Source organism: Streptomyces lavendulae subsp. lavendulae, from assembly GCF_002803845.1.
In the GTDB taxonomy this organism is placed as follows: Bacteria; Actinomycetota; Actinomycetes; order Streptomycetales; family Streptomycetaceae; genus Streptomyces; species Streptomyces lavendulae.
The window spans coordinates 6,969,547-6,992,491 of record NZ_CP024985.1; the positions used below are offsets into that span (position 1 = coordinate 6,969,547).

23 protein-coding genes are annotated in these 22,945 nt (G+C 73.8%); 11 read left to right on the top strand and 12 right to left on the bottom strand.

Translation table 11 applies throughout. From position 1 onward, the window contains the following. Positions 1–11: 11 nt before the first annotated feature. From SLAV_RS31240 to SLAV_RS31250, 3 genes are all read right to left on the bottom strand, one after another. Positions 12–1,040: a 6-phosphofructokinase gene (locus tag SLAV_RS31240; protein ID WP_100661022.1), complete on the bottom strand. Its 1,029-nt coding sequence runs from the start codon at positions 1,038–1,040 to the stop codon at positions 12–14. A gap of 197 nt (positions 1,041–1,237) precedes the next feature. Continuing rightward, positions 1,238–1,966 (bottom strand): type 1 glutamine amidotransferase, encoded by a 729-nt coding sequence (locus SLAV_RS31245; protein ID WP_100661023.1) that lies wholly within the window; start codon positions 1,964–1,966, stop codon positions 1,238–1,240. A 30-nt stretch (positions 1,967–1,996) separates the two neighbouring features. Then, complete coding sequence (locus tag SLAV_RS31250) at positions 1,997–3,235, bottom strand: MurT ligase domain-containing protein (protein WP_100661024.1); 1,239 nt, start codon at positions 3,233–3,235, stop codon at positions 1,997–1,999. Positions 3,236–3,358: 123 nt separating this feature from the next. On the opposite strand from SLAV_RS31250, the gene def reads away from it, so the two are divergent. Continuing rightward, positions 3,359–3,916 (top strand): peptide deformylase, encoded by a 558-nt coding sequence (gene def, locus SLAV_RS31255; RefSeq protein WP_100661025.1) that lies wholly within the window; start codon positions 3,359–3,361, stop codon positions 3,914–3,916. Here def and SLAV_RS31260 read toward each other — a convergent pair. Beyond that, on the bottom strand, positions 3,913–4,557 hold the full coding sequence (locus SLAV_RS31260) for a TetR/AcrR family transcriptional regulator (protein ID WP_100661026.1): 645 nt from the start codon (positions 4,555–4,557) through the stop codon (positions 3,913–3,915). The two genes, def and SLAV_RS31260, sit on opposite strands and share 4 nt — an antisense overlap. A 196-nt stretch (positions 4,558–4,753) precedes the next feature. Here SLAV_RS31260 and SLAV_RS31265 point away from each other — a divergent pair, with 196 nt between their 5' ends. Further along, positions 4,754–5,983 (top strand): acyl-CoA dehydrogenase family protein, encoded by a 1,230-nt coding sequence (locus SLAV_RS31265; RefSeq protein ID WP_100661027.1) that lies wholly within the window; start codon positions 4,754–4,756, stop codon positions 5,981–5,983. 224 nt (positions 5,984–6,207) lie between these two features. Here the strand turns inward: SLAV_RS31265 and SLAV_RS31270 are convergent, their stop codons facing one another. After that, positions 6,208–6,630 (bottom strand): SRPBCC family protein, encoded by a 423-nt coding sequence (locus SLAV_RS31270; protein WP_100661325.1) that lies wholly within the window; start codon positions 6,628–6,630, stop codon positions 6,208–6,210. Between the two features lie 155 nt (positions 6,631–6,785). Here SLAV_RS31270 and SLAV_RS31275 point away from each other — a divergent pair, with 155 nt between their 5' ends. Then, the gene (locus SLAV_RS31275; protein WP_100661028.1) at positions 6,786–6,971 is read left to right on the top strand and encodes a DUF5999 family protein; all 186 of its coding nucleotides are present in this window, start codon (positions 6,786–6,788) and stop codon (positions 6,969–6,971) included. 143 nt (positions 6,972–7,114) lie between these two features. Here SLAV_RS31275 and SLAV_RS31280 read toward each other — a convergent pair whose 3' ends face one another. Beyond that, positions 7,115–9,064: an ATP-binding protein gene (locus tag SLAV_RS31280; protein WP_272493867.1), complete on the bottom strand. Its 1,950-nt coding sequence runs from the start codon at positions 9,062–9,064 to the stop codon at positions 7,115–7,117. Positions 9,065–9,308: 244 nt separating this feature from the next. Then, entirely contained in the window at positions 9,309–10,277 is a 969-nt protein-coding gene (locus SLAV_RS31285) for a fibronectin type III domain-containing protein (RefSeq protein WP_244225247.1), read from the bottom strand. A 230-nt stretch (positions 10,278–10,507) separates the two neighbouring features. On the opposite strand from SLAV_RS31285, the gene SLAV_RS31290 reads away from it, so the two are divergent. The 6 genes from SLAV_RS31290 (at position 10,508) to SLAV_RS31315 (ending at position 17,320) form a co-directional block, all read left to right on the top strand. Then, the gene (locus SLAV_RS31290; protein ID WP_100661030.1) at positions 10,508–12,097 is read left to right on the top strand and encodes an ABC transporter substrate-binding protein; all 1,590 of its coding nucleotides are present in this window, start codon (positions 10,508–10,510) and stop codon (positions 12,095–12,097) included. Beyond that, entirely contained in the window at positions 12,094–13,086 is a 993-nt protein-coding gene (locus tag SLAV_RS31295) for an ABC transporter permease (RefSeq protein WP_100661031.1), read from the top strand. Before SLAV_RS31290 ends, SLAV_RS31295 begins: the two co-directional genes overlap by 4 nt. Next, a complete protein-coding gene (locus SLAV_RS31300) occupies positions 13,079–13,996 on the top strand; it encodes an ABC transporter permease (RefSeq protein WP_100661032.1) in 918 nt (305 codons plus the stop codon). The genes SLAV_RS31295 and SLAV_RS31300 overlap by 8 nt, the downstream gene beginning before the upstream one ends. Positions 13,997–14,073: 77 nt before the next feature. After that, positions 14,074–14,970 carry an ABC transporter ATP-binding protein gene (locus SLAV_RS31305; RefSeq protein WP_100661327.1) on the top strand — a complete coding sequence of 299 codons (897 nt, stop codon included), beginning with the start codon at positions 14,074–14,076 and terminating at the stop codon, positions 14,968–14,970. After that, positions 14,963–15,622, top strand: coding sequence for an ABC transporter ATP-binding protein (locus SLAV_RS31310; RefSeq protein WP_100661033.1), 660 nt, complete (start codon positions 14,963–14,965; stop codon positions 15,620–15,622). The genes SLAV_RS31305 and SLAV_RS31310 overlap by 8 nt, the downstream gene beginning before the upstream one ends. Before the next feature lie 129 nt (positions 15,623–15,751). Next, positions 15,752–17,320 carry a hypothetical protein gene (locus tag SLAV_RS31315; protein WP_100661034.1) on the top strand — a complete coding sequence of 523 codons (1,569 nt, stop codon included), beginning with the start codon at positions 15,752–15,754 and terminating at the stop codon, positions 17,318–17,320. Positions 17,321–17,362: 42 nt separating this feature from the next. Here SLAV_RS31315 and SLAV_RS31320 read toward each other — a convergent pair whose 3' ends face one another. From SLAV_RS31320 to SLAV_RS31330, 3 genes are all read right to left on the bottom strand, one after another. Then, a complete protein-coding gene (locus SLAV_RS31320; protein ID WP_100661035.1) occupies positions 17,363–17,995 on the bottom strand; it encodes a cytochrome b/b6 domain-containing protein in 633 nt (210 codons plus the stop codon). After that, positions 17,979–18,716 carry a molybdopterin-dependent oxidoreductase gene (locus SLAV_RS31325; protein WP_208754740.1) on the bottom strand — a complete coding sequence of 246 codons (738 nt, stop codon included), beginning with the start codon at positions 18,714–18,716 and terminating at the stop codon, positions 17,979–17,981. Before SLAV_RS31325 ends, SLAV_RS31320 begins: the two co-directional genes overlap by 17 nt. Positions 18,717–18,813: 97 nt before the next feature. Then, entirely contained in the window at positions 18,814–19,731 is a 918-nt protein-coding gene (locus tag SLAV_RS31330) for an ion transporter (RefSeq protein WP_100661037.1), read from the bottom strand. A 187-nt stretch (positions 19,732–19,918) separates the two neighbouring features. On the opposite strand from SLAV_RS31330, the gene SLAV_RS31335 reads away from it, so the two are divergent. Beyond that, entirely contained in the window at positions 19,919–21,115 is a 1,197-nt protein-coding gene (locus tag SLAV_RS31335; RefSeq protein ID WP_100661038.1) for a sensor histidine kinase, read from the top strand. Further along, positions 21,112–21,795 (top strand): response regulator, encoded by a 684-nt coding sequence (locus SLAV_RS31340; RefSeq protein ID WP_100661039.1) that lies wholly within the window; start codon positions 21,112–21,114, stop codon positions 21,793–21,795. The genes SLAV_RS31335 and SLAV_RS31340 overlap by 4 nt, the downstream gene beginning before the upstream one ends. A gap of 22 nt (positions 21,796–21,817) precedes the next feature. Here the strand turns inward: SLAV_RS31340 and SLAV_RS31345 are convergent, their stop codons facing one another. Together SLAV_RS31345 and SLAV_RS31350 are read right to left on the bottom strand one after the other, a co-directional pair. After that, entirely contained in the window at positions 21,818–22,417 is a 600-nt protein-coding gene (locus SLAV_RS31345; protein ID WP_100661040.1) for a DinB family protein, read from the bottom strand. Between the two features lie 94 nt (positions 22,418–22,511). After that, positions 22,512–22,916 (bottom strand): DUF5997 family protein, encoded by a 405-nt coding sequence (locus SLAV_RS31350; protein WP_100661041.1) that lies wholly within the window; start codon positions 22,914–22,916, stop codon positions 22,512–22,514. Between the last annotated feature and the right edge of the window lie 29 nt (positions 22,917–22,945).

A 22,945-nucleotide genomic window follows, 5' to 3' on the forward strand; every position in this document is an offset into this window, starting at 1 on the left:
GGGGGGAAACATCACAGGACGTTCTGTGCCTCTTCGTACCGGTCCGCCGGGACCGTCTTCAGGGTCGACGTGGCCTCCGCCAGCGGCACCATCACGATGTCGGTGCCGCGCAGCGCCGTCAGCATCCCGAACTGGCCCCGGTGCGCCGCCTCCACCGCGTGCCAGCCGAAGCGGGTGGCGAGGACGCGGTCGTAGGCGGTGGGGGTGCCGCCGCGCTGGACGTGGCCGAGGATGACCGGGCGGGCCTCCTTGCCGAGCCGGGCCTCCAGCTCGACGGCGAGCCGGTTGCCGATGCCGGCGAACCGCTCGTGGCCGTACATGTCCGTACCGCCCTCCTCGACGGCCATCGAGGAGCCCGGAGCGGGCTTGGCGCCCTCGGCGACCACGACGATCGCGAACCGCTTGCCCGCCGAGAAGCGCTCGCCGACGATCGCCGTCAGCTCCTCGATGTCGAAGGGGCGCTCCGGCACGACGATCGCGTGCGCGCCCGCCGCCATGCCCGAGTGCAGGGCGATCCAGCCGGTGTGGCGGCCCATGACCTCCACGACCATCACGCGCTGGTGGGACTCGGCGGTGGTCTTCAGCCGGTCCAGGGCCTCGGTGGCGACGCCCACGGCCGTGTCGAAGCCGAAGGTGACGTCCGTCGAGGCGATGTCGTTGTCGATGGTCTTCGGCACGCCGACGATCGGCAGCCCGCCCTGCGCGAGCAGGTTGGCGGCCTTCAGGGTGCCCTCGCCGCCGATCGGGATGATCGCGTCCAGGCCGAGGTCCGCGACGTGCCCGCGGGCCCGCTCCACGCCGTCGCGCAGGTGCGCGGGCTGGACGCGGGAGGAGCCGAGGATGGTGCCGCCGCGGGCCAGGATGCCGCCCACGGCGTCGAGGTCGAGCTTGCGGTAGTCGCACTCCAGCAGGCCGCGCCAGCCGTCGTGGAAGCCGATGACCTCGTCGCCGTGGTCGACCACGGCGCGGTGCACGACGGAACGGATGACGGCATTGAGGCCGGGGCAGTCGCCGCCGGAAGTGAGCACACCAATGCGCATGGCAGGAAGAACCTTTGCAACGTGGGCCGACGACCGGACCACGTCGTCCGGTTGGAACTACCCGCCAGCCTACAAGCGGATTCCCGGTGGACTGAACCATCCTCCACATGCTGGTCAGAACAATCGTACGAACGGACGTCGGCCCGGACCCCCTGGGGGATCCGGGCCGACGGACGGTGCGGGAGGCGCCGGGCGGGCTACGCGGGCTGCGTGGCCGCCGCGATCCGCTCGTTGCGCAGGGCCTCGTACCAGCGGTCGTCCAGGGGCGGCAGCGCGTTCACGTCGAGGGCCAGCTTCAGCAGCAGGTCCGCGATCAGCGGGTTGCGCGCCATCACGGGGCCGTGCATGTACGTGCCGAAGACGGTGTCGCTGTACGCGCCCTCGGTGCCGTCGCCCGTACCGTTGCCGCGGCCCAGCCGGGTCCGGGCGAAGGGCTTGGCCGTCGGCCCCAGGTGCGTGACGCCCTGGTGGTTCTCGAAGCCCGTCAGCGGCGGCAGGTTCAGCCGCGGGTCGATGTCCGCCAGCACGTCGCCGACGCACCGCTCGCCCTCGCCGCGCACGGTCACGACGTCCAGCAGGCCCAGCCCCTCCTGGCGCTGGCCCATGTCGTTGACGAACTCCTTGCCGAGGATCTGGTACCCGGCGCACACGGAGAAGACGATCGCCCCGTTCGAGACGGCGCGCTCCAGGCCGCCGTCGCGCAGCAGCCGCTCCGCGGCCAGCCGCTGCGGCCGGTCCTCGCCGCCGCCGATCAGGTAGATGTCGCCCGAGGTGGGGATCGGCTGGTCGCTGCGCACGTCCACGCGCTGGACGTCCAGGCCGCGCTGGCGTGCCCGGCGCTCCACCACGAGGGCGTTGCCCTGGTCTCCGTACGTGCTGAGCAGGTCCGGGTAGACCCACACCAGACGCAGGCTGTTGTCGCTCATGCTCTTGTCCTCTGCGGTTCTGACGGGGTGCTAGTTGCCGACGCGGCGGCGCACGTCCTGGAAGGCGGTGTAGTTGGCGATCAGCTCGATCTGACCGGGCGGCGCCAGCTGCACGGCCTCGTCGAGGGTCTCGCAGACCCGGAAGTCCAGACCGGCCACTTCCAGGCGGACCGCGAGGTCCAGCTTGCGGTCGCCGATCACGAAGATCGGGTGCCCCGCGAGGCGCGGGTAGTCCACGTCCCACAGCCAGGACGTGTCCGTGCCGTCGGCGCCGCGCGCGTTCACCGAAAGGATCACCGGCGTGGGCGGCGGGTCGATCAGCGAAAACGTTTCGAGCCAGCCCGCCGGGTTCTTCGCCAGCAGCAGCCGCAGCTCGCGGCCCATGAAGTTCACCACGTCGTACCGTCCGGCCACGGCCTGGACCTGGTACATCCGCTCCAGCGCGACCTGCGGGGGCACGCCGAACACGGCGGCCACGGCGGCCGAGGTGGCGGCGTTGGCCTTGTTCGCGCGGCCCGGCAGCTGGAGGTGGATCGGCCAGGCGCTGCCGTGCGGGTCGAGCACGTGGTCGCCCGAGAGCACCCAGCTCGGGGTGGGGCGGCGGAAGCCGCACTCGCCGCAGAACCAGTCGTCGCCCGGCCGCTGCATGACGCCACCGCAGGAGGGGCACGACCAGGCGTCGTCCTTCCACTCCTGGCCGGCCGCCACCCACACCACGTTCTGCGAGGACGACGCCGACCACACGATCAGCGGGTCGTCGCAGTTCGCCACGATGACGGCCTTGGAGCCCTGGAGGCCCTCGCGCCACTTCTCGGCGAGCATGCGGGTCTCGGCCGCGCGGTCCAGCTGGTCGCGGGAGAGGTTCAGCAGGGCGATCACCTTGGGGGTGACGTCCCGGGCCACCCCGGCCAGGTACTTCTCATCGACTTCGATGACGCCGTACTTGGCGTCCGAGCCGCCGGCCAGGGCGGAGGTGATGCCCGCCGGCATGTTGGCGCCCAGCGCGTTCGAGACGACCGGACCGCTGGCCCGCAGGGCCTCCGCGATCAGCCGGGTCGTCGTGGTCTTGCCGTTCGTCGCGGAGACGAGGACGACATCGAGATGCTGCGCCAGCGCGCCGAGAAGATCGGGGTCCAGCCTGAGTGCGACCTTGCCACCGATCACCGATCCGCTTCCGCGTCCCGCGGCCCGCGACACCGCCGCCGCGGCCTTGCCCGCCGTCACGGCCAGCTTGGCCCGCGGCGAAAGCGGCTCCGTGTTGCCTGCCATCGTCCCTTGTCCTCCTTGCGTCGGTCGGCCCCAGCCTATCCAGTACCGGCCGGAGCCTTGACCGCGGCGCCCCCGGGCCGCCGCGGATCTCCTCATATATTCGCCCGTCGTACCCTTACGGCCATGCGACAGCGCCTCATCCCCGGTACCACCGGACTCGTCCGCACCATGAGCCTGCTGGGTGATCCGGTGCTCCGTTCCGCCTGCGCGGAGGTCACCGCCTTCGGCCCCGAACTCGACCGTCTCATCGAGGACATGTTCGCCACGATGTACGCCGCCCAGGGCGTCGGCCTCGCCGCGAACCAGGTCGGCGTGGGGCAGCGGGTCTTCGTCTACGACTGCCCCGACGACGATGACGTCCGCCACGTCGGCCACGTCGTCAATCCGCGTCTGGTCCTCGCCGACGGGGACGAGTTCCGCGGACCGGAGGGCTGTCTGTCCCTGCCGGGCCTGGAGGCGGGCACCGTACGCTTCGACCGGGCGGTCGTCGAGGGCGTGACCTCGGACGGGTCCCCGGTACGGATCGAGGGCACCGGGTTCTTCGCCCGGTGCCTCCAGCACGAGTGCGACCACCTCGACGGCACCGTGTACGCGGACCGGGTGACAGGGCTGCGCGCCCGCCGGCTGCGCCGGGCCATCCGCAAGGCGCCGTGGGGCCCCGCCGGCGACGACAGGGACTAGAACCCGGGGCCGTCCACGCGGTTGCCCGCGGTGGCGAGACGGCCCCAGAGCAGGTCCGTGAGCCCGGCCACGAGCTCGGCCCGGCCGCAGGGGCGCTCGCCGAGCCACCAGTCCCCGGCCGCGTGCATCATGCCGACGATGCCGTGGCCCCAGATCCGGGCCGTGCGCTCGCCGCCCGGTCCGAGGTCGACCCGCTCGCCGATGACCTGGGCCAGTTCCTCGCCGAGGCGGCGCAGCAGCGGGGCCGAGTGCAGGCCGACGTCGAAGCCGCGCTCGGTGCTCTGCGAGTCCTCGGCCGGGTGCATCAGGAAGCGGTAGACCTGGGGCCGGGCCTCGATGGCGGCGAGATAGGTGTCCAGGGTGGCCTCGACCCGGCGGCGCCGCTCGGCGGGGGCGTCGAGGGCGGCCCGCAGCGAGTCCAGCAGGGCGTCGGTGTGCCGGACCGCGAGGGCCTGGTAGAGCCCTGCCTTGTCACCGAAGTGCCGGTAGAGGATGGGCTTCGTGATGCCCGCCTCGGCGGCGATGGCGTTCATCGAGGCCTTGGGGCCGTCCCTCAGCACGACGCGGTCCGCCGCCTCCAGAAGCTCCCGCCGACGGCGTTCGGCCGCTCCCGGCTCACCGGCCTGCGCAGTGGTGTGCATGACGTGTTTCTCTCCCCGCCCTTGCGATGGTGCGTGACGCCCACGCAACGTAACACCCCGCACACCCTCGCGATCGAATCGGCGTCGCTTGACAGTGCTTACCGGCCGGTAACAGACTGTGGCCATTGTTCGGGTTACCCGCAGTAACTCACGTGTGTGGGTCTGCCGGTTGCGGTGTGAGACAGCTGGAGGGGACATGGCGGAGTTCACCATGGAGCTCAACGACGACCAGAAGCAGGTCCGGGACTGGATCCACGGCTTCGCCGCGGACGTGATCAGGCCCGCGGCCGCGGAATGGGACGAGCGCGAAGAGACTCCGTGGCCCGTCATCCAGGAGGCCGCCAAGGTCGGCATCTACTCCCTGGACTTCTACGCCCAGCAGTTCTTCGACCCCACCGGCCTCGGCGTCCCGATGGCCATGGAGGAGCTCTTCTGGGGCGACGCGGGCATCGCCCTGTCGATCGTGGGCACCGGACTCGCGGCCATCGGCGTCGTCGCCAACGGCACCGAGGAGCAGATCGGCACCTGGATCCCGCAGATGTACGGCACCCCGGACGACGTGAAGGTCGCCGCCTTCTGCTCCTCCGAGCCGGACGCCGGATCCGACGTCGGCGCCATGCGCACCCGGGCCGTGTACGACCAGGCCAAGGACGAGTGGGTGCTCAACGGCACCAAGACCTGGGCGACCAACGGCGGCATAGCCAACGTCCACATCGTCGTCGCCGTGGTCGACCCGGAGCTCGGCACCAAGGGGCACGCCTCCTTCATCGTGCCGCCGGGCACGCCCGGCCTCTCGCAGGGCCAGAAGTTCAAGAAGCACGGCATCCGCGCCTCGCACACCGCGGAAGTGGTCCTGGAGGACGTACGGGTGCCCGGGTCCTGCCTGCTCGGCGGCAAGGAGAAGCTCGACGAGCGCCTCGCGCGGGCCCGCGAGCGGGCGGCGGCGGGCGGCGGCGAGCGGGTGAAGAACGCCGCGATGGCCACCTTCGAGGCCTCCCGTCCCGCGGTCGGGGCGATGGCGGTCGGCACGGCCCGCGCCGCCTACGAGGTCGCCCTCGACTACGCCAGGACCCGCACCCAGTTCGGCCGCCCGATCATCGACAACCAGGGCGTGGCCTTCCAGCTCGCGGACATGCGCACGCAGATCGACGCGGCCAGGCTGCTGGTGTGGCGCGCCTCGTGGATGGCGGTCGCGGGCAAGCCGTTCACCGCGGCGGAGGGCTCGATGTCGAAGCTGTACGCGAGCGAGGTGGCCAAGAAGGTCACCGCGCAGGCGGTGCAGATCCTCGGCGGCAACGGCTTCACCCGGGAGTACCCGGTGGAGCGGATGCACCGCGACGCGGCCATCTACACGATCTTCGAGGGGACGAGCGAGATCCAGCGCCTGGTGATCGCGCGGACGATCTCCGGCATGCCGATCCGCTAGCCGCGGCGGTACGGGGCCGCAGGGCGGCACCCGTGCGCCCGTGGCGCGGTGGTGTGCGGGCCCCCGTGGGCGCCCCCGCCGAGGGTGGCGTGAGGGCCCTTGGGGCCGGGCCCGCCGCGTGCGGGCCCCGGGCCCCGGGCGGGGCTCAGCTGCGGGCCCCAGGCCCCGGGCGGGGCTCAGCCGCGCCCGCTCGCGTCTGACGCGGGCGAGCGCGCGGCCGGGGTTCAGTCGTGCAGGAGGCGGGTGAGGGCGCGGGCGAACAGGGCGTGGCCGACGCGGGCCGTCAGGGGGTCCAGGAGCCGGGGCAGGCCCCGCACCCGGACCTCCTCCCGCCAGAGGACCTCCGAGCCCCCGCCGGGGCCCGGGCGGACCTCGATCTCGGCCCAGCCCGTCACCGCCCGGCCGCGCTTTTCGAGCCGGACCAGCCGGGGCGGCTCCCAGCGCACGACCTCCATCGGGTCGTCGAAGGTGATTCCGGCCACTCCGGTGCGCGCCGTGAAGCGGGTTCCGGCGCGCGTCGGCGGCGGCGTCCGGATGATCGTCCGGGTCAGCGGGACCTGCGCGCCGTGGCGTTCCCAGTCCGTCACCCGCCTCCAGGCCTCGGCCGGTGAGAGCGGACTGCTGCGAATGATCCGGATGACGGGCATGAGCGCATGGTAAGCGGGCATACACACCCTGAACTGGACCTCGAATATGGGTTCCGTCCGGGGGTGGCGATCAGTAATACTCACCGCCACCGTGGATCGCGGATTCGACCGGGTGACCACCGGCCCTCCCGCCCCACACTGCGAGGAGGTGCGCCATGTGCTCCCACCAGCCCCCCTGCCCGCCCGCCGACAGCGCCGACCACGAGGCCGCGCGCGTCGTGGCCTCCCATCCCGAACAGGGCTGGAGCCTGCTCTGCAACGGCGTGGTGGTGTTCGACGACACCGGTGAACTGCTCCCCGAAGGCCGGACGGTGGAACCCCGTCGGCCGGCCCTGGTCTGAGCGAGGAGGCAGCATGCGCCAGCAGCTGATCCGCAAGCCCGTCCCCAAGCCCGCCCCCCGAGACCTGGATCTGCGCACCCCGTCGGGCAGACCCCTCCCGTACTGACGGGAGCCCCGGCATTACGGCGTCCACCGGAAGAGCATCAGCCGGTGGACGCCTCCGTACCGCCCAGGAACGCGGTCTCGTACGCCGCGTCGCCGATCGCGGCCCGCGCCTGCCGTTCGCCCCGGTCCCGCAGGGCCGTCAGCGAGGGCGAGCCCATCTGGGGCCGGCCGACCGTGCGCCACCAGGCGTGGCCGGTGCCGAGCAGCCGCGCGGCCAGCTCCCCGTCGCCCAGGGCCGCCACCGCGGCCGCGAGCACGTCCAGGCCCAGTGCGATGCCGAAGCGGTCGCCGAGCAGCCGCTTCCCGGAGAGCATCGCCCGCACGTGCCGGGCCGCCTCCCCGTGCTGGCCCAGCCCCAGCGCCGCGACGGCCAGGATGTAGTCCGCGTAGGCCCGCAGCCAGCGCTCGCCCAGCTCCGCGCAGGACTCCCGCAGCCCGCGGGCCTCCTCGGCGGCCTCCTCGTAGCGCCCGAGGTCGCACAGGGCGTATCCGGTGGCCAGCCGGCACAGCAGCCAGCCCGTGCCGCTGGTGTGGCCGCCGTGGCCCGCCCGTGCCCGGGGTCCGGCCAGCGCGATCGCCGTCGTCGGGTCGCCCGGCATCAGGACCGACACGGCCCGCAGGTAGGCGGCGCGCAGCTCCGGCTCCGGGTCGTCGAGCGGGGCGGCCGCGCGGGCGCACCGCAGGCCGGTCTCCCTGGCGGGGCCCATGTCGCCCTGGAGCAGCATCGTCAGGCCGAGGGCCCACAGCCCCTGGGCCCGGGCGGCGTCCCCGGGCGGGGCCCCGTCCAGGGCCCGTTCCAGGAAGCGGCGGCCCTCGTGGACGTGGCCGCAGGCGAACCAGAAGAACCACAGGGCGCCGGCCATCTCCAGGGCCGCGGCCGGGTCGGCGGCGAGCAGGTGCTCCAGGGCGGTGCGCAGCTGCGCGTGCTCGGCGGTCATCCTGCGGTACCAGTCCACCTGGCCCGGCCCCATCCAGCCCTCGTCGGCGGCCAGGGACAGCGCGGCGTACCAGTGGGCGTGCCGGTCGGCGACGGCCCGCACCTCGCCCAGCTCCGCCAGCCAGTCGTGGCCGAACTCGCGGATCGTGTCCAGCATCAGGTAGCGGGCGCCCGCACCCCGTTCCTGGGAACGGCGCACGACGGACTTGGCGACCAGCCCCTCCAGCACCCGTTCCACCCGCCCCGGGGCCAGCGGCCCGCCGGAGCACACGGCCCGGGCGGCGGCCACGTCGAAGTCCCCGGTGAACACCGACAGCCGGGACCACAGCAGCCGCTCCACGGGCTTGCACAGCTCGTGGCTCCACCCGATCGCGGTGCGCATGGTCTGGTGGCGGGGCAGGTGCGCGGCCCGGGTGTCGGCGAGCACCTCGAAGCGGGCGCCCAGACGCTGCGCCACCTGTTCCAGGGTCCAGAGCCGCAGCCGGGCGCCCGCCAGTTCCAGGGCGAGCGGGATGCCGTCCAGGCGGCGGCAGACCTCGGCCGCGGTACGGGTACGGTCCGGGTCGGCGAAGACGGCGGCGGCGGCCTCCGGGGCGGCGGCCAGGGCGCGGGCCCGGAAGAGGGCCAGGGCGTCGCTGTCGGGGCCCTCGGAGGGCAGCGGGCGGACCTCGACGACCCGTTCGCCGGGGGATCCCAGCCGCTCCCGGGAGGTGGTCAGCACCGTCAGGCCCGGTGCGGACTGCAGGAGTTCGCCCGCCAGGTGCCGGACCTCGGAGACGAGGTGTTCGCACGTGTCGAGGACGAGGAGGATCTCCTTGTCGGCCATCCACGCGCACAGTTCCTCGTCGAGGGGCTGGGACGAGTGGTCGGCGAGACCGACGGCGTGGGCCACGGTGGTGGTGAGCAGCCGGGGGTCGCGCAGCGGCGAGAGCTGCACCCACCAGACCCCGTCGCGGCGGGCCGCGGCCCGGCCGACGGCGCGCCGGGCGAGGCGGGACTTGCCCACGCCGCCCACCCCTGTCAGGGTGATCAGTCTTCGTTCGCTCAACACGCGGTCGAGCAGGGTTAGTTCACCCTCCCGACCGATGAAGCTCGCCACGTCAGGCGGCAGATTTCCCGGCACGGCGCCAGAGTCTGGCGCAGGGCCCGCGCCCGCGGAGTCTGCCTGATTGTCGTTGACCGAGTACTCACCGAACACGGATGTATTGTGCGCGATCTTCTTTCGCGGCACGGCCGTTCGCTTCGGATCGCCGTGCGCCGTGCGGGTGACGGCGGGCCCGCCGCCGGCGGCCGCCTCAGCCCGCGAGGGTGATCCGGCGCTCCTCGCAGAAGGCCCCCCAGTTGCCGTCGGGCAGACGGGCCCGGAGTTTCAGGGTCCAGGCCGTCCCGGCCGGTTCGGCCGTGCTCAGCCGGTAGGAGGCCCGGCCCACCGGTACGGCTCCGGCCCCGAACTGGATGACGGTGACGGGCCGGTCGTTGACGTAGAGCTCGTACTCGGCCGTCGGGCGGCCCGTGTCCGGAGGGTTCCAGCCCAGGTCGACCGAGCCGGGGGAGGGGGTCGCGGTGAAGGCGCCGGGCGCGGTGTCCGGGGCCTGGCCGGGGTCGGCCGGGGTGGTCACGGCGACGGCGGGGCCGTCGGGCGAGGAGTTGTCGGCCCCGTCGCGGGCCCGGACGGTGAAGGAGTAGGCGGTGCCCGGCTGCAGGCCGGTCAGCGCGGTGCCCCGCTCGGCGGCGCCGGCCGTGTGGATGCGGACGCCGCCCTGGTAGACGTCGTACGCCGTCACGCCCGTGTCGTCCGTGGCCGGGGTCCAGTCGAGCCGGACGGTCCGGGGGCCCTCGGCGCGGCCGGTGGTGGCGGGCGGGGCGGTGGGGGGCACGCGGTCCTCGGGCCGTGCCTCGGGAGTGGTGGCCCGTACGGGCGCGCTGGGGGCGGAGCGGTTCCCGGCGGCGTCCCGGGCGCGGACGGTGAAGTCGTAGGCCGTCCGCGGGGCGAGCCCCGTCACGTCCACCATCGTCCGGTCGGCCGGCAGCTCCTTGACCAGCTGTCCGGCCTGGAAGACCTGGTAGCCGGTGACCCCGTCGGCGGGCGGGGCCGACTCCCACATCACGTGGACCGAAGTGGCGCTGCCCGCCCGTGCGGTGAGCCCGGCGGGCGCGTGCGGGGGGCGGGTGTCGCCGGAGCCGCCGCACCCGGCCAGCGCGCCGGCCGCGAGGCAGAGCGCGAGGGCCAGGGGGAGGGGGTGCGGGGGAGCGGTGCGTCGCACGGGGGGCCTTCCTGCGCTTCCTTGCCACGGTGACCTCGTAAAGGTCTAGACATATATGGCACGCGCGGCGCCGGCCGGGCAAGACCCGCGCTGCGGGCGGGTGGTGGCCGGGTGTGGCACAGGGTGCCGGAGGCGGGTGGTGTGGCCGGATTCGTCTTCTTCTGAACCCGTCTGACATTATTGCGATCTCTTTGCAATAACAGATGACCGTAAACAGGGATGTGCACAGCATGACGGCCCGGACAGTACGGGGAGCGGCCGGAGCCGCGCTCGCCACCGCACTCATCACGGGCGTGACGGCCTGCGCGAACCCCTCGGGGCCGGCCCGGCCGGCCGATTCCGCCGTGGTCGGCATCGCGACCGAGCCGCAGACCCTCAGCCCGCTGCTGGGCTACGGCAAGGACGGCAACTCCAAGATCTTCGACGGGCTGCTCACCCACGACGCGGACATGAAGCTCAGGCCCGCCCTCGCCGAGGCCCTGCCCGAGGTCTCCGCCGACGGCCGCACGTACACGTACCGGCTGCGCCAGGGCGTGAAGTTCAGCGACGGGGAGCCCTTCACGGCCGCCGACGTCGAGTTCACCTACCGGACCATCCTGGACCCGGCGACGAACAACGCCTCCAAGACCGAACTCGACGCGATCGAGAGCGTCACCGCCCAGGGCCCGGACCGGGTCGTCTTCACCCTGAAGTACCCCTACGCCCCCTTCGCCGAACGCACCGTCCTGCCCATCGCCCCGCAGCACGTCGCCGGGAAGCAGGACGTCAACGGCGGCGGGTTCGGCACCCGGCCCGTCGGCACCGGACCGTACGTGCTCACCGGCTGGTCCAAGGGCGAGAAGATCTCCTTCAGGGCCAACCCGTCCTACTGGGGCGGCGAGCCCGCCGTGAAGAAGTTCACGATGGCCGTGATCAAGGACGACGACGTGCGCGCCACCCGGCTGCGCTCGGGCGAACTGGACGCCGCGGTCCTGCCCCCGAACCTGGCCGAGGGCTTCGCCGGGGACCGCACGCGCAGGACGTTCGCCGCGAAGACCTTCGACTACCGCAACGTCACCCTCCCGACGCAGCACCCCGTCACCGGCGACCCGGCCGTCCGGCAGGCCCTGGACGTCGCCGTCGACCGCGCGACCATGGTCGACAAGCTCCTGGACGGCGCGGGCAAGGCCGCCTACGGCCCGGTGCCCACGGACAGCCCCTGGTTCACGCCCGGCACGGAACGCGCGTACGACCTCGGCCGGGCGAAGCGGATCCTCGACGACGCCGGCTGGAAGCCCGGCGAGGACGGCGTCCGCGTCAAGGACGGGGTCCGCGCATCCTTCCCGCTCTGGTACACCACCGGCGACAAGATCCGCCAGGACCACGCGCTGGCCTTCGCCTCCGACGCCCGCAAGGCGGGCGTCGAGGTCACGACCGAGGCCGGGACCTGGGAGGTCATCGAACCCCGGATGAAGACCGACGCCGTCCTCGCCGGCGGCGGATCCCCGGCCGACCCCGACTTCGACCAGTACCTGCTGCTGACCTCCTCCCTCGCGGGCGACGGCTTCAACAACATGGCCCGGTACGACAACCCGGTGGTCGACCGGGCGCTGACCGACGCCCGCAGGAGCGGCGACCCGGCCGTCCGCAAGGCCGCGTACGACACCGTGCAGCGCGAGCTGGTCAAGAACCCCGGCTACGTCTTCCTCACCCACATCGACCACCTCTACGTCGTGAACGACCGGTGGGACGGCCCCGGCACGCAGGTCGAACCGCACGACCACGGCCTCGGCTCCGGCCCCTGGTGGAACGTCGAGCACTGGAAGCCCAAGCAGAAGTGACCCGCCGCCTCCCCTGGGGGCCGATGGCGCGCATGGCGGGGCGGCGGACCCTGTTCGCCGCCCCCGTCCTGCTCCTCGTCACCTTCGGCGTCTTCGCCGTCGCCGCCCTGTCCCCCTTCGACCCCGTCAAGGCCTACGCCGGCACCGCGGGCCTGACCGCATCCCAGGCCGAACTCGACCAGCTGCGCGCCAACCTCGGCGTGGACCGGCCGTTCACCGCGCGCTGGTGGGACTGGCTCACCTCGGCGCTCACCGGAGACCTCGGCATCTCCGCCGTCCTGCGCCAGCCCGTCGCCGACGTCATCGCCGGACGCGTGGGCTGGTCGGCCATGCTCGCCTGTTGCGCCTTCGTCGCGGCCCTGCTGCCGGCCACGGTCCTCGGCGTGCTCGCCGCCCGCCGCCGGGGCGGCCTCCTCGACCGCGCCGCCACCGCCCTCGCCTACGTCCTGGAGGCGGCCCCCGCCTTCTGGCTCGGACTGCTGGCCGTCTGGCTGTTCGCGGTCCGCCTCGGCGCACTGCCGTCCGGCGGACTCACCGACGCCGCCGCCGACACGGTCACCGCCGGGCAGGTCGCCCCGCACCTGGTGCTGCCCGTACTGGTCCTCGCCCTCTCCCAACTGCCGTGGTTCTACCTCTACGTGCGCCAGGGCGTGGCCGACGCGCTGGAGGAGGACCCCGTACGCGGGGCCCGCGCGCGGGGCCTGTCCGAGCGACGGGTCCTGCTGGGCCACGCTCTGCGCTCCGGGATGCTCCCCGTGCTCACCCTCATCGGCTCCCGGGTGCCGGAGCTGATCACCGGAGCCCTGCTGGTGGAGACCGTGTTCAGCTGGCCCGGCATCGCCGCCGCCACCGTTCAGGCGGCCACCTCGGTGGACTTCCCGCTGCTGGCCGCCCTGACCGTGCTGGCCACCGCCGCGGTGCTGGCCGGGAACCTGCTGTCCGACCTGCTGTACGGACTGGCGGACCCGAGGGTGGGCTTCGATGGCTGACCTCCCTGACCGGTCTGAGACCACCGGCCTTCCCGACGCCCCGGCGGCTCCCGTGCGGTGGCGCCGCCACGGGCCCGACCGCCGCTCCACACACGCCCTGCGGCTGCGCGCCTCGGCCGCCGTACTGGCCCTGCTCGCCCTGGCCGTCCTGCTGGTGCCCCCGCTGGCCCACCTCGACCAGCAGGCCGTCGACCTCTCCGCCAAGCTGCTGCCGCCATCCTGGCAGCACCCCTTCGGCACCGACGACGTGGGCCGCGACCTGCTGCTGCGCTGCGTCTACGGGCTGCGCGTCTCCCTGCTGGTCGGCCTGGTGGCGGCGCTCGCCGCGACCGTGGTCGGCACGGCGGTGGGCGCGGCCGCCGGGGCGCTGGGCGGCTGGACCGACCGGCTCGTCATGCGCGGCGTCGACGCGCTCTCCTCGGTCCCGCACCTGCTGCTCGGCATCTTCGTCGTGGCCCTGTTCCGGCCCGGCGTCTGGCCCGTGGTGGTGTCCGTGGCGCTGACCCACTGGCTGTCCACCGCCCGGATCGTGCGCGCCGAGGTGCTCTCCCTGCGCGGGCGCCCGTACGTGGACGCGGCCGTCTCCGGCGGCGCCTCGCGGTGGCGGGTCGCCGTACGCCACCTGGTGCCCGGGGTGCTGCCCCGGGCCGGGCTGGCCGCGGTGCTGATGATCCCGCACGCCATGTGGCACGAGTCCGCCCTCTCCTTCCTCGGCCTCGGCCTGCCCGCCCGCCAGGCCAGCCTCGGCACCCTCGTCCAGGACGCGCGCGGCTCCCTCCTGGCCGGCGACTGGTGGCCCACCCTCTTCCCCGGGCTGCTGCTCATCGTCCCCACCCTGGCCCTCGCCGGGCTCGCCGGCGCCTGGCGCGACCGGCTCGACCCCCGGCGCCGTTCGGAGCTGACCCTGTGACCCCGCACCCCGCACCGCCGCCCGCCGGGCAGGCACCCCCCGTCCTGCGCGTCGCGGGACTCCACGTCCGCTTCCGGATGCGCGGCGGCCGCCACGTCGAGGCCGTCACCGACGCGGCCTTCGAACTGGGCTCCGGCAGCTGCCTCGCCCTCGTCGGCGAGAGCGGCTGCGGCAAGTCCGTCCTCGCCTCCGCGCTCCTCGGCCTGCTCCCCGGCAACGCCGAGACCGCCGGATCGGCCCTGCTCGCCGACGGCCTCGACCTGCTCGCCGCCGACGAGCGGACCCTGGCCCGCACCGTCCGCGGCCGACGCGTGGGCCTGGTCCCGCAGAGCCCCGCCGCGCACCTCACCCCGGTGCGCACCGTCCGCTCCCAGCTCCAGGAGACCGTCCGGGAACTGCTCGCCCCGAAGGGCGGGAAGGCGCGGCTGCGCGCGGCCGGCGAGAGCGCCGCCGCGCGGGCCGCCTTCCCCGCCGACCACCTCGACCACCACCCCCACGAACTCTCCGGCGGCCTCGCCCAGCGCGCCGCCACCGCGCTCGCGCTCGTCGGGGACGCCCCCCTGCTCCTCGCCGACGAGCCGACCACCGGCCTCGACCGCGACCTCGTCGACCGCACCGTCGACGAACTGCGCGCCCACACCAGGGACGCCGGCCGGGCCCTGCTGATGATCACCCACGACCTGGCCGCGGCACGCCGCGTCGCCGACACCGTCGCCGTCATGTACGCGGGCCGGATCGTGGAGATCGCCCCCGCCGACGCCTTCTTCGGCGCACCCGGCCCCCGCCACCCCTACGCCCGCGGCCTGCTCGACGCCCTCCCCGAACGCGCCTTCACCCCGATCCCCGGAGCCCCGCCCGAACTCGGCGACCTGCCGCCCGGCTGCGCCTTCGCCGCCCGCTGCGCCCTCGCCGACGCCACCTGCCGGGCCGTGCGGCCCCCGCTGACCGAAGGGGTGGCCTGCCACCGTGCTTGAGCTCCAGGGCATCACCGCCGGCTACGACCCCCGCCGCCCCGTCGTGCGCGACGCGCACCTCGCGCTGCGACCCGGCGAGGCCCTCGGCCTGGTCGGGCCCAGCGGCTGCGGCAAGTCCACCCTGGCCCGGGTCGCCGCCCTGCTGCACCGGCCCGACCGGGGGACGGTGGTCCTCGGCGGCCGCACCGTCACCGGCTTCCGGCACCGGGCCCCGCGTTCCCTGCGCACCGAGGTCGGCGTCGTCTTCCAGCAGCCCAGGCTCTCCGCGGACCCCCGCCTGAGGCTGCGCGACCTCATCGCGGAGCCACTGCGGGCCACGGGTCGCCGGCGTGGGGCGCAGGAGGCCGTCGCCGAGCCGGCCGAGCGGGTCGGCCTCGGCCCGGACCTGCTCGCCCGGCGCCCCCACGAGGTCAGCGACGGCCAGCTGCAACGCGCCTGCCTGGCCCGCGCGCTGGTGCTGCGGCCGCGCTGGCTGGTCTGCGACGAGATGACCGCGATGCTCGACGCCTCCACCACGGCGGCCCTGGTGGCGGTGGTGGAGGAGTACCGGAGGGAGACGGGGGCCGGTCTGCTCGCGGTGGGACACGATCCGGTGCTGCTCGGCCGGTGGTGCGACCGTACGGTCCACTGGGGCGACATCGCGGACAGTTGATCAACTGTTGCGCCTTCGTGAATCATCCGGTTCTTCCATGGACTCCTCGGACAGTGCGATCTAGCGTCTGGCGGCGGCGCGATGTCAGACGCAATGTCAACAACACTGTGGAACAAGGAGGATGACCGGATGTTCCGAAGAGCGCTGAACTGCGCCGTGGTCCCCGCCATCGCCGCCCTGACGGTGATCGGCGGGATCTCCCCGGCCCAGGCCGACGAGATCCCCCAGGCCCCCGGCCACCGCCTGGTCAGCCACTACGAGGGAGCACCCGCCACCGCGGCCCCGCTGCCGGGCGAAGCCCCGCCGCAGCACCCCTTCCTCGCGCCCAACGGCCGCAGCGGCATGCACTCCGACGCGGCCGGCAGCGCCACCTCTCCCTGGTCCGGCCCGCTCGGCAAGAACCCGCAGGTCACCAGCGAGAAGATCGCCGCGCTCGGCGGTGAGTGCGCCACCGCCACCTTCGACGCGGGCGGCCGGCTCGTCACCGTCTGCGGCACCTTCTCCGGCTTCAAGGTCAAGCTCCTGGAGCCCCGTACGCTCGCCACGCTCGCGGAGTACCAGCTCCCGCAGCGTTCTTCCACGGTCGAGGCGATCACCTCCCTCGACTTCGCGAAGATCTTCAAGGACACCTCCGGCGGCGCCTACTTCTACCTGGACAACCAGGACCGCGCCGTGCTGGCCGACTCCCGCCAGCACGTCCTGCGCCTCGCGCACAGCCAGAACCCCGACGGCAGCTGGAAGTTCACCGTCGAGAACGACTGGGACCTCACCGGCCGGGTGCCCCACGACTGCGTCAGCTGGACCAACCTGTGGCCCAGCGGCACCTGTGACCCGGTCACCTCCGTCATGCCCGACTGGAACGGCCGCATCTGGTGGGTCACCCGCCAGGGCCGCGTCGGCACCGTCGACCCGGGCACGGGCACGATCCGGTCGATCCGCCTGGAGGGCGAGGAGATCCAGAACTCCTTCTCGGTCGCCGAGGACGGGGTCTCCATCGTCACCGACCACGCGCTCTACAGCTTCCGCGCCACCGCCGACGGCACCCCCGAGGCGCAGTGGCGCCAGACGTACGACCGCGGGACCGGCACCAAGCCCGGCTCCGTGAACCAGGGTTCGGGCACCACCCCGGACCTCTTCGGCAACGGCTACGTCGCCATCACCGACAACGCCGACGACCGGATGAACGTCCTGGTCTACAAGCGGGGCGCGGACGTCCCCGCGGACCAGCGGCTGGTCTGCAAGGTGCCCGTCTTCGGCTCCGGCGCCTCGACCACCGACAACTCCCTGATCACCTGGGGCAACAGCATCGTCGTCGAGAACAACTACGGCTACGAGAACCCCACCTCCCTGCTCCTCGGCAAGTCGGTCACCGGCGGCGTCAGCCGCATCGACGTCCGCGCCGACGGCAGCGGCTGCGACACGGTGTGGCAGAGCGCGATCCGCTCGCCCTCCGTCGTCCCCAAGCTCTCCACCGGCAACGGGCTGCTCTACTTCTACGAGAAGGAGCCCAACTTCTGGGGCATCGACGCCTGGTACCTCACCGCGGTGGACTTCCGCACCGGTGAGCGCCGCTGGCGGCAGCTGACCGGAACCGGTCCGCTGTACGACAACAACTGGGCGCCGATCACCCTCGGCCCCGACGGCACCGCCTACGTCGGCGTGTTCAACGGCATCGTCGCCGTCCGCGACGGCGGCTGACCGCAGGCCGCCCGGACCGGCCCCCGCCCGACCGGCGGGGGCTCAGTCCCCGGGCCGCCACAGCGGATGCGCGGAGTCGGCCCACCACCGCCCGACGAAACCGGTGCGCATCCCGCGCCGGGCCTCCGGGTCGCCCAGGGCCTTGCCGATGTGCCCGGCCAGTACGACCCCCAGCGCCAGGGCCAGCCAGTCGTGGACGAAGGTGGCTCCGGTCCGCCACAGCAGCGGCGCGAGCCGGGTGAACCACATCAGCAGCCCGGTGCCCAGCATCACCAGCACCGCCCCGGTGAGCCAGGCCGCCCAGAGCTTCTGCCCGGCGTTGAACTTCCCGGCCGGGCGCGGTCCCCGGCGGCGCAGCGCGGAGCGCAGCCAGACCCCGTCGTGCGGGCCGAAGCGGTTCAGCACCCGCAGGTCGGCCCGGAAGGCGCGTGAGGCGAGCCCCAGCAGGACGGGTACGGGCAGCGCCAGACCGGCCCACTCGTGCACCGTGACCACCAGGCGCCGGCGCCCGACCAGCTCGGCGAGCGGCGGCAGGTACAGGCAGCCGGCGGTGACCAGGCAGACCCCCATCAGGGCTGCCGTGGCCCGGTGCACCCAGCGTTCGGCCGGGGTGAACCGCCGCACCTGCGCGGAGGGCCGGGCCCCGGACGGCCGGGCCTCAGACGGTCGGGGCATCGTCGCGTCCGTTCGACCGGCCGACCCAGGCGTCCACGTCATAGCCGAGCTCCTCCCAGTAGCCGGGTTCGGCCTCGCGGGTCACGGTGATGCCCGAGAGCCACTTCGCCGACTTGTAGAAGTACATCGGCGCCACGTACAGCCGGGCCGGCCCGCCGTGGCCGTGCTCCAGCGGCCGGTCCTGCATGCTCAGCGCCACCATGACGTCGTCGCGCCGTGCCTGCGGGAGGGTGAGGCTCTCCGTGTACGTCCCGTCGAAGCAGGTGAACCGGATGGCCCGGCCCTCGGGCCGCACCCCCGCCGCGTCGAGCAGCCGCATCACCGGGACGCCCTCGAAGGAGGTGCCGGGGACCCGCCAGCCGGTCACGCACTGCACGTCGCGGACCACCCGGGTCTGCGGCATCCCGCGCAGCGCGGCCAGGTCGTACGTCATCGGCCGCTCCACCAGGCCGTCGACGCGCAGCCGGTAGTCGGCCGGTCCGCGCTCCGGCACGGACGCGGCCACCGAGTAGTACCGGAACCCGCCGCCGTTCGGCAGCAGCCCGGTCAGGCCGGTCGGATCCCGGTCGGCCGCCGCCCCCAGCCCGGCCTCCAGGCCCCGGCGCAGGACGGGCGCGGCGACCAGTGCGGCGGCGCCGGCCGCGACGGTGCCGAGGAGGAGCCGCCGCCCGACGGGGGCACCGTGCCCGTCGGGGTCCTGCGTACGCGTGTCCGTGCTCACCCGGTGATTCGACCACCGCCGGGGGCTCGGACGCCAGGCCGGGCGGCCGTCCGTCAGACTTCCGTCACATCCCGTCGGGCCCCGGCGGCGGGAGCGGCTAGCGGGCCGATTCGAGCTGGCGCTCCTGCTCCCGGTCCGGGAGGGCCTTAGCCGTGGCGGGGATCAGGGACAGGCTCGCCTCCAGGTCGTCCAGGGCGAGGCGGGCCGCCACGATCCGGTCCCGGACCTCGTCGGCCGGATCCATGTCGTTCGCCGCGCGCTCCCGGGCCCGGGCTTCGGCCTCCTCCATCTCGCGCGCCTCGTCGAGCGAGTTGAGCACCACGCCGATCAGGACGTTGACCAGCACGAAGGAGGCGAGCAGCGCGTAGGAGGCGTAGTAGACGATGCTGAACCGGGAGATCTCCAGACCGGCGCGGACGGCATCGGTCAGGCCGTCCAGGGTGGTCAGCAGGAACAGGGTGAGCATGGCCCGCCCGATCGAACCGTAGTGGCCCGGGTCGGACTGCGCGAAGCAGACCCAGCCGACCATCGCGTACACGTACAGCACCAGCGCCCCGACGAACAGGAAGCTGGCCGTGCCCGGCAGGCTCCGCCCGACGGCCAGCAGCAGGATCCGCAGGTGGGGCAGGAACCGGGCGGTGCGCAGCACGCGGGCCAGCCGCAGCAGCCGCAGCACGGTGGTGTTCTCGCGCAGGAACGGCAGGAAGGCCGAGGCGACGATCAGCAGGTCGAAGATGTTCCAGGGGTCCCGGAAGAATGCTTTCGGCCGGTCCGCGTACGCCCCCAGGCGCAGCAGCATCTCCAGGGTGAACAGGGTGAGGCAGCCGTTCTCCGCCAGCTGCAGGACCTGGCGGTGCGCGTCGGCCAGCCCGCTGTAGGTCTCGGCTCCCATCAGTCCCGCGTTGAGCAGGATCACGACGAAGACGGCCATCCCGAAGGACGGGTCCTCGGCGATCCTGCGGCAGTGGACCGCCAGTCTCCTGCGGCCCGGTCCGGCCTGCGTGGGCTGGTTCATCTCGCTCCTCGTACTCGTTCGTGGCGCTCGTATGGGCAGGGGCCCGACCGGCGCGGGGCCCGTGCGCCCACGCCGCTCCGCCCTTCTAACGCCGCACGGCCGAACGGGTTTCAGCAGGCCGGGCCCGCCCCGGGGCGTACGTCCGGGGGCCGATGCCCGGGCGGGAGGCCCCCGTTACTGTCGCGGCATGGACAGAACAACGCAGAGCGCGCCCCCGACGACGGGCCGCACACCCGGATCGGCCCTCCTGGACTGGGGCGGGGCGCTCCTCTACGCGTTCACCGCGCTGCTGCTCATCGGCGGGACCCCCTTCGCCTCCGGACTGCTGAGGGCGAGCGTCCTGACCCTGGCGCTGAGCCTGCTCGTGGGCCTGCTGCGGCGCCGGCCCCTCGCGGCCCTGGGCCTCACCCTGACCGCCGCCACGGTCGTGGCCTACGGGGCCCAGTGGGGCAACCTGACGCCCGACCGCCACCTCGTCTTCGTTCCCGTGGCCATCGTCTTCGGGGTCGTCGTGGCCACCCGCACCCGCCGGGCCGTGGCCGTCGCCGGAACCGTCGTGGCCCTCCTCGAACCGGCCGCCGTCGCGGGCCTCGCCCACGGCCCGTACGAGTTGACCGGCAACCTGCTCGTCACCGTCCTGACGCTGGGCGCCTGCGCCATGGCCGGCCTGCTGTTGCGCCAGCGCCGCGAACACCGCGCGGAGCTGCGCGAGTCGGCGGTGGCGGAGGCGCTGACCGCCGAACGGCTGCGCATAGCCCGGGAGCTGCACGACATGGTCGCCCACAGCATCGGCGTGATCGCCATCCAGGCGGGGGTCGGCAGCCGGGTCATCGAGACCCAGCCGGCCGAGGCGCGGAAGGCCCTCGACGCCATCGAGGCCACCAGCCGGGAGACCCTGGCGGGCCTGCGCCGGACCCTGGTCGCCCTGCGCCGGGCCCAGCCCGACGAGGGCGCCGGCCACGTCCCGACGGGGCCCGCGCCCGGCCTGGCCGACCTCGGCGCCCTCGCGGCCTCGCTGGCCGACTCCGGGGTGCGGGTCGAGGTACGCACCACGGGCGAGCGGCGCGACCTCCCGCCGGACATCGACCTGTCGGTGTACCGCATCGTGCAGGAGGCGCTGACGAACGTGGTCCGGCACGCGGGCGGCGGTGTCCGGGCCCGGGTGGGCCTCGACTTCTCGGCGGAGGAACTGCGCGTGGAGGTCCTCGACGACGGCCGGGGGATGTCCGCGGGCGCCGGGAAGACCGGCTTCGGCATCACCGGCATGTACGAACGGGTCAGCCTGCTCCACGGCCGCTTCAGCGCCGGCCCCCGCCCCGAGGGCGGATTCCGCGTGGCGGCCGAACTGCCGCTGCCCGCCCCGCGGACGGAGGCGGCCCGATGACCGCTCCCGTACGCGTGCTGCTCGTCGACGACCAGCCGCTGGTGCGCTCCGGGCTGCGCGTGCTCATCGCCGACACCGCCGATCTGGAGGTGGTGGCCGAGGCCGGCACCGGCGCGGACGCCGTCGTGCTCGCGGCCGAACACGCCCCCGACGTGGTGGTGATGGACATCAGGATGCCCGGCATGGACGGCATCGAGGCCACCCGGCGGATCACCGCGCAGCCGGGCGCGCCCAGGATCCTCGTCCTGACCACCTTCGACGAGGACGAGCACGTCTACGGGGCGCTGCGCGCCGGTGCGAGCGGGTTCGCGGTCAAGGACATGGCCCTGGACGACATCCTCGCCGCCATCCGGGTCGTGGCCGCCGGGGACTCCCTGATCGCCCCCGGGGTCACGCGCCGGCTGATCGCGGACTTCGTCCGGAGCCCGCAGCCGGGGGCGGGGGCCGGGGCGGTGGCGCGGCCGGTGCGCCCGCTCCCGGGGGTCACCGACCGGGAGCGGGAGGTGCTCGTCCTGGTCGGGCGGGGTCTGTCGAACACCGAGATAGCCGAGGAGCTGTTCATCTCCGTGGCCACGGCCAAGGCGCACGTGGCGCGGCTGTTCAGCAAACTGGCCGCCCGGGACCGGGTCCAGCTGGTGATCACGGCCTACGAGGCGGGGCTGGTCGCACCGCCCGGCTGAGCCGCCGCGCGGCGGGCCGTGCTCAGGGCGCCGAGCCGTCGAGGCGGCCGGCCTCCCGGGCCGCCCGCTCCACCCGGGCCCGGTGGGCCGCCCACCAGGCCGCGTCGCGCGACGGCAGGCTCTCGCTCCCGGTCCGCAGACCGGTGGTCCCGTCGATGAGCTCCCGTACGACGTCCGCGTGCCCGGCGTGCCGGTCGGTCTCGGCGATCATGTGGACGAGGCTGTGGTGGAGGGTCACCTCGTTGCGGGCCCCCCAGGGCACCCGGCCCACGGCGTCGAGGTCGAGCGCGGCGATCGTCTCGTCCGCGTGCGCGCAGGCCGCGCGGTAGAGGCCGGTGATCTGCTCGCGGGTCTCGTCGGCCGTGGCCCACAGGTCCGCGTTGGGTTCTGCGTCGCCGGTGATCCACAGAGCCGTCGCCGCGAAGGGCCGCCCGAAGGCGGCGCCGAAGTACAGGGCCTCGGCGCCGGCCGCGTGCTTGACCAGGCCCAGCAGATTGGTGCCCGTCGGGGTCACGGGCCGGCGGACGTCGTACTCGGACAGTCCGTCGAGCTTCCACAGGAGGACCTCGCGGGCGTCCTGGAGGTAGGTCCGCAGGTCCTTCTTGGCATCTGATGTGATCATCGGGCCAGTCTTGCGGCGGGAGCTCCGCCAGGCACCGGATTTTCGGCGGGCGCCGCCGGGGTCCCGCGCCCCGGGGCTCCCGGGGCCGCGGGGCCTACTGGGAGTCGCCCGCCTGCTTCTGCGCCTTCTGGGCGTTCTTCTCCTTGATGCGCACGGCTTCCTTGCGCACGTCGGCCTGGGTGGCGCGCTCCTTCTGCAGCCACTCGGGGTCGTCCTGCTTGATGGCCTCGATCTGCTCGGTGGTCAGGGCCTCGGTGACCCCGCCGCGCGCGAGACCGGCGATGGACACGCCGAGCTTGGCCGCGACGACGGGCCGCGGGTGCGGGCCGTTGCGGCGCAGCTCCACCAGCCACGCGGGCGGCTCGGACTGGAGTGCGTTCAGCTCGGAGCGGGAAACCACACCCTCCTGGAACTCGGCGGGGGTGGCTTCGAGGTACACACCCAGCTTCTTGGCCGCGGTCGCGGGCTTCATCGTCTGGGTGTTCTGGTGGGACGTCATGGTGTCAAGGGTATCGAGCGTGTGCGCCA

Coding starts and splice junctions, on each gene's coding strand:
- SLAV_RS31240 (WP_100661022.1), bottom strand. CDS start 1,040: ATGCGCATTGGTGTGCTCACTTCCGGCGGCGACTGCCCCGGCCTCAAT.
- SLAV_RS31245 (WP_100661023.1), bottom strand. CDS start 1,966: ATGAGCGACAACAGCCTGCGTCTGGTGTGGGTCTACCCGGACCTGCTC.
- SLAV_RS31250 (WP_100661024.1), bottom strand. CDS start 3,235: ATGGCAGGCAACACGGAGCCGCTTTCGCCGCGGGCCAAGCTGGCCGTG.
- def (WP_100661025.1), top strand. CDS start 3,359: ATGCGACAGCGCCTCATCCCCGGTACCACCGGACTCGTCCGCACCATG.
- SLAV_RS31260 (WP_100661026.1), bottom strand. CDS start 4,557: ATGCACACCACTGCGCAGGCCGGTGAGCCGGGAGCGGCCGAACGCCGT.
- SLAV_RS31265 (WP_100661027.1), top strand. CDS start 4,754: ATGGCGGAGTTCACCATGGAGCTCAACGACGACCAGAAGCAGGTCCGG.
- SLAV_RS31270 (WP_100661325.1), bottom strand. CDS start 6,630: ATGCCCGTCATCCGGATCATTCGCAGCAGTCCGCTCTCACCGGCCGAG.
- SLAV_RS31275 (WP_100661028.1), top strand. CDS start 6,786: ATGTGCTCCCACCAGCCCCCCTGCCCGCCCGCCGACAGCGCCGACCAC.
- SLAV_RS31290 (WP_100661030.1), top strand. CDS start 10,508: ATGACGGCCCGGACAGTACGGGGAGCGGCCGGAGCCGCGCTCGCCACC.
- SLAV_RS31300 (WP_100661032.1), top strand. CDS start 13,079: ATGGCTGACCTCCCTGACCGGTCTGAGACCACCGGCCTTCCCGACGCC.
- SLAV_RS31305 (WP_100661327.1), top strand. CDS start 14,074: ATGCGCGGCGGCCGCCACGTCGAGGCCGTCACCGACGCGGCCTTCGAA.
- SLAV_RS31315 (WP_100661034.1), top strand. CDS start 15,752: ATGTTCCGAAGAGCGCTGAACTGCGCCGTGGTCCCCGCCATCGCCGCC.
- SLAV_RS31320 (WP_100661035.1), bottom strand. CDS start 17,995: ATGCCCCGACCGTCTGAGGCCCGGCCGTCCGGGGCCCGGCCCTCCGCG.
- SLAV_RS31330 (WP_100661037.1), bottom strand. CDS start 19,731: ATGAACCAGCCCACGCAGGCCGGACCGGGCCGCAGGAGACTGGCGGTC.
- SLAV_RS31335 (WP_100661038.1), top strand. CDS start 19,919: ATGGACAGAACAACGCAGAGCGCGCCCCCGACGACGGGCCGCACACCC.
- SLAV_RS31340 (WP_100661039.1), top strand. CDS start 21,112: ATGACCGCTCCCGTACGCGTGCTGCTCGTCGACGACCAGCCGCTGGTG.
- SLAV_RS31345 (WP_100661040.1), bottom strand. CDS start 22,417: ATGATCACATCAGATGCCAAGAAGGACCTGCGGACCTACCTCCAGGAC.
- SLAV_RS31350 (WP_100661041.1), bottom strand. CDS start 22,916: ATGACGTCCCACCAGAACACCCAGACGATGAAGCCCGCGACCGCGGCC.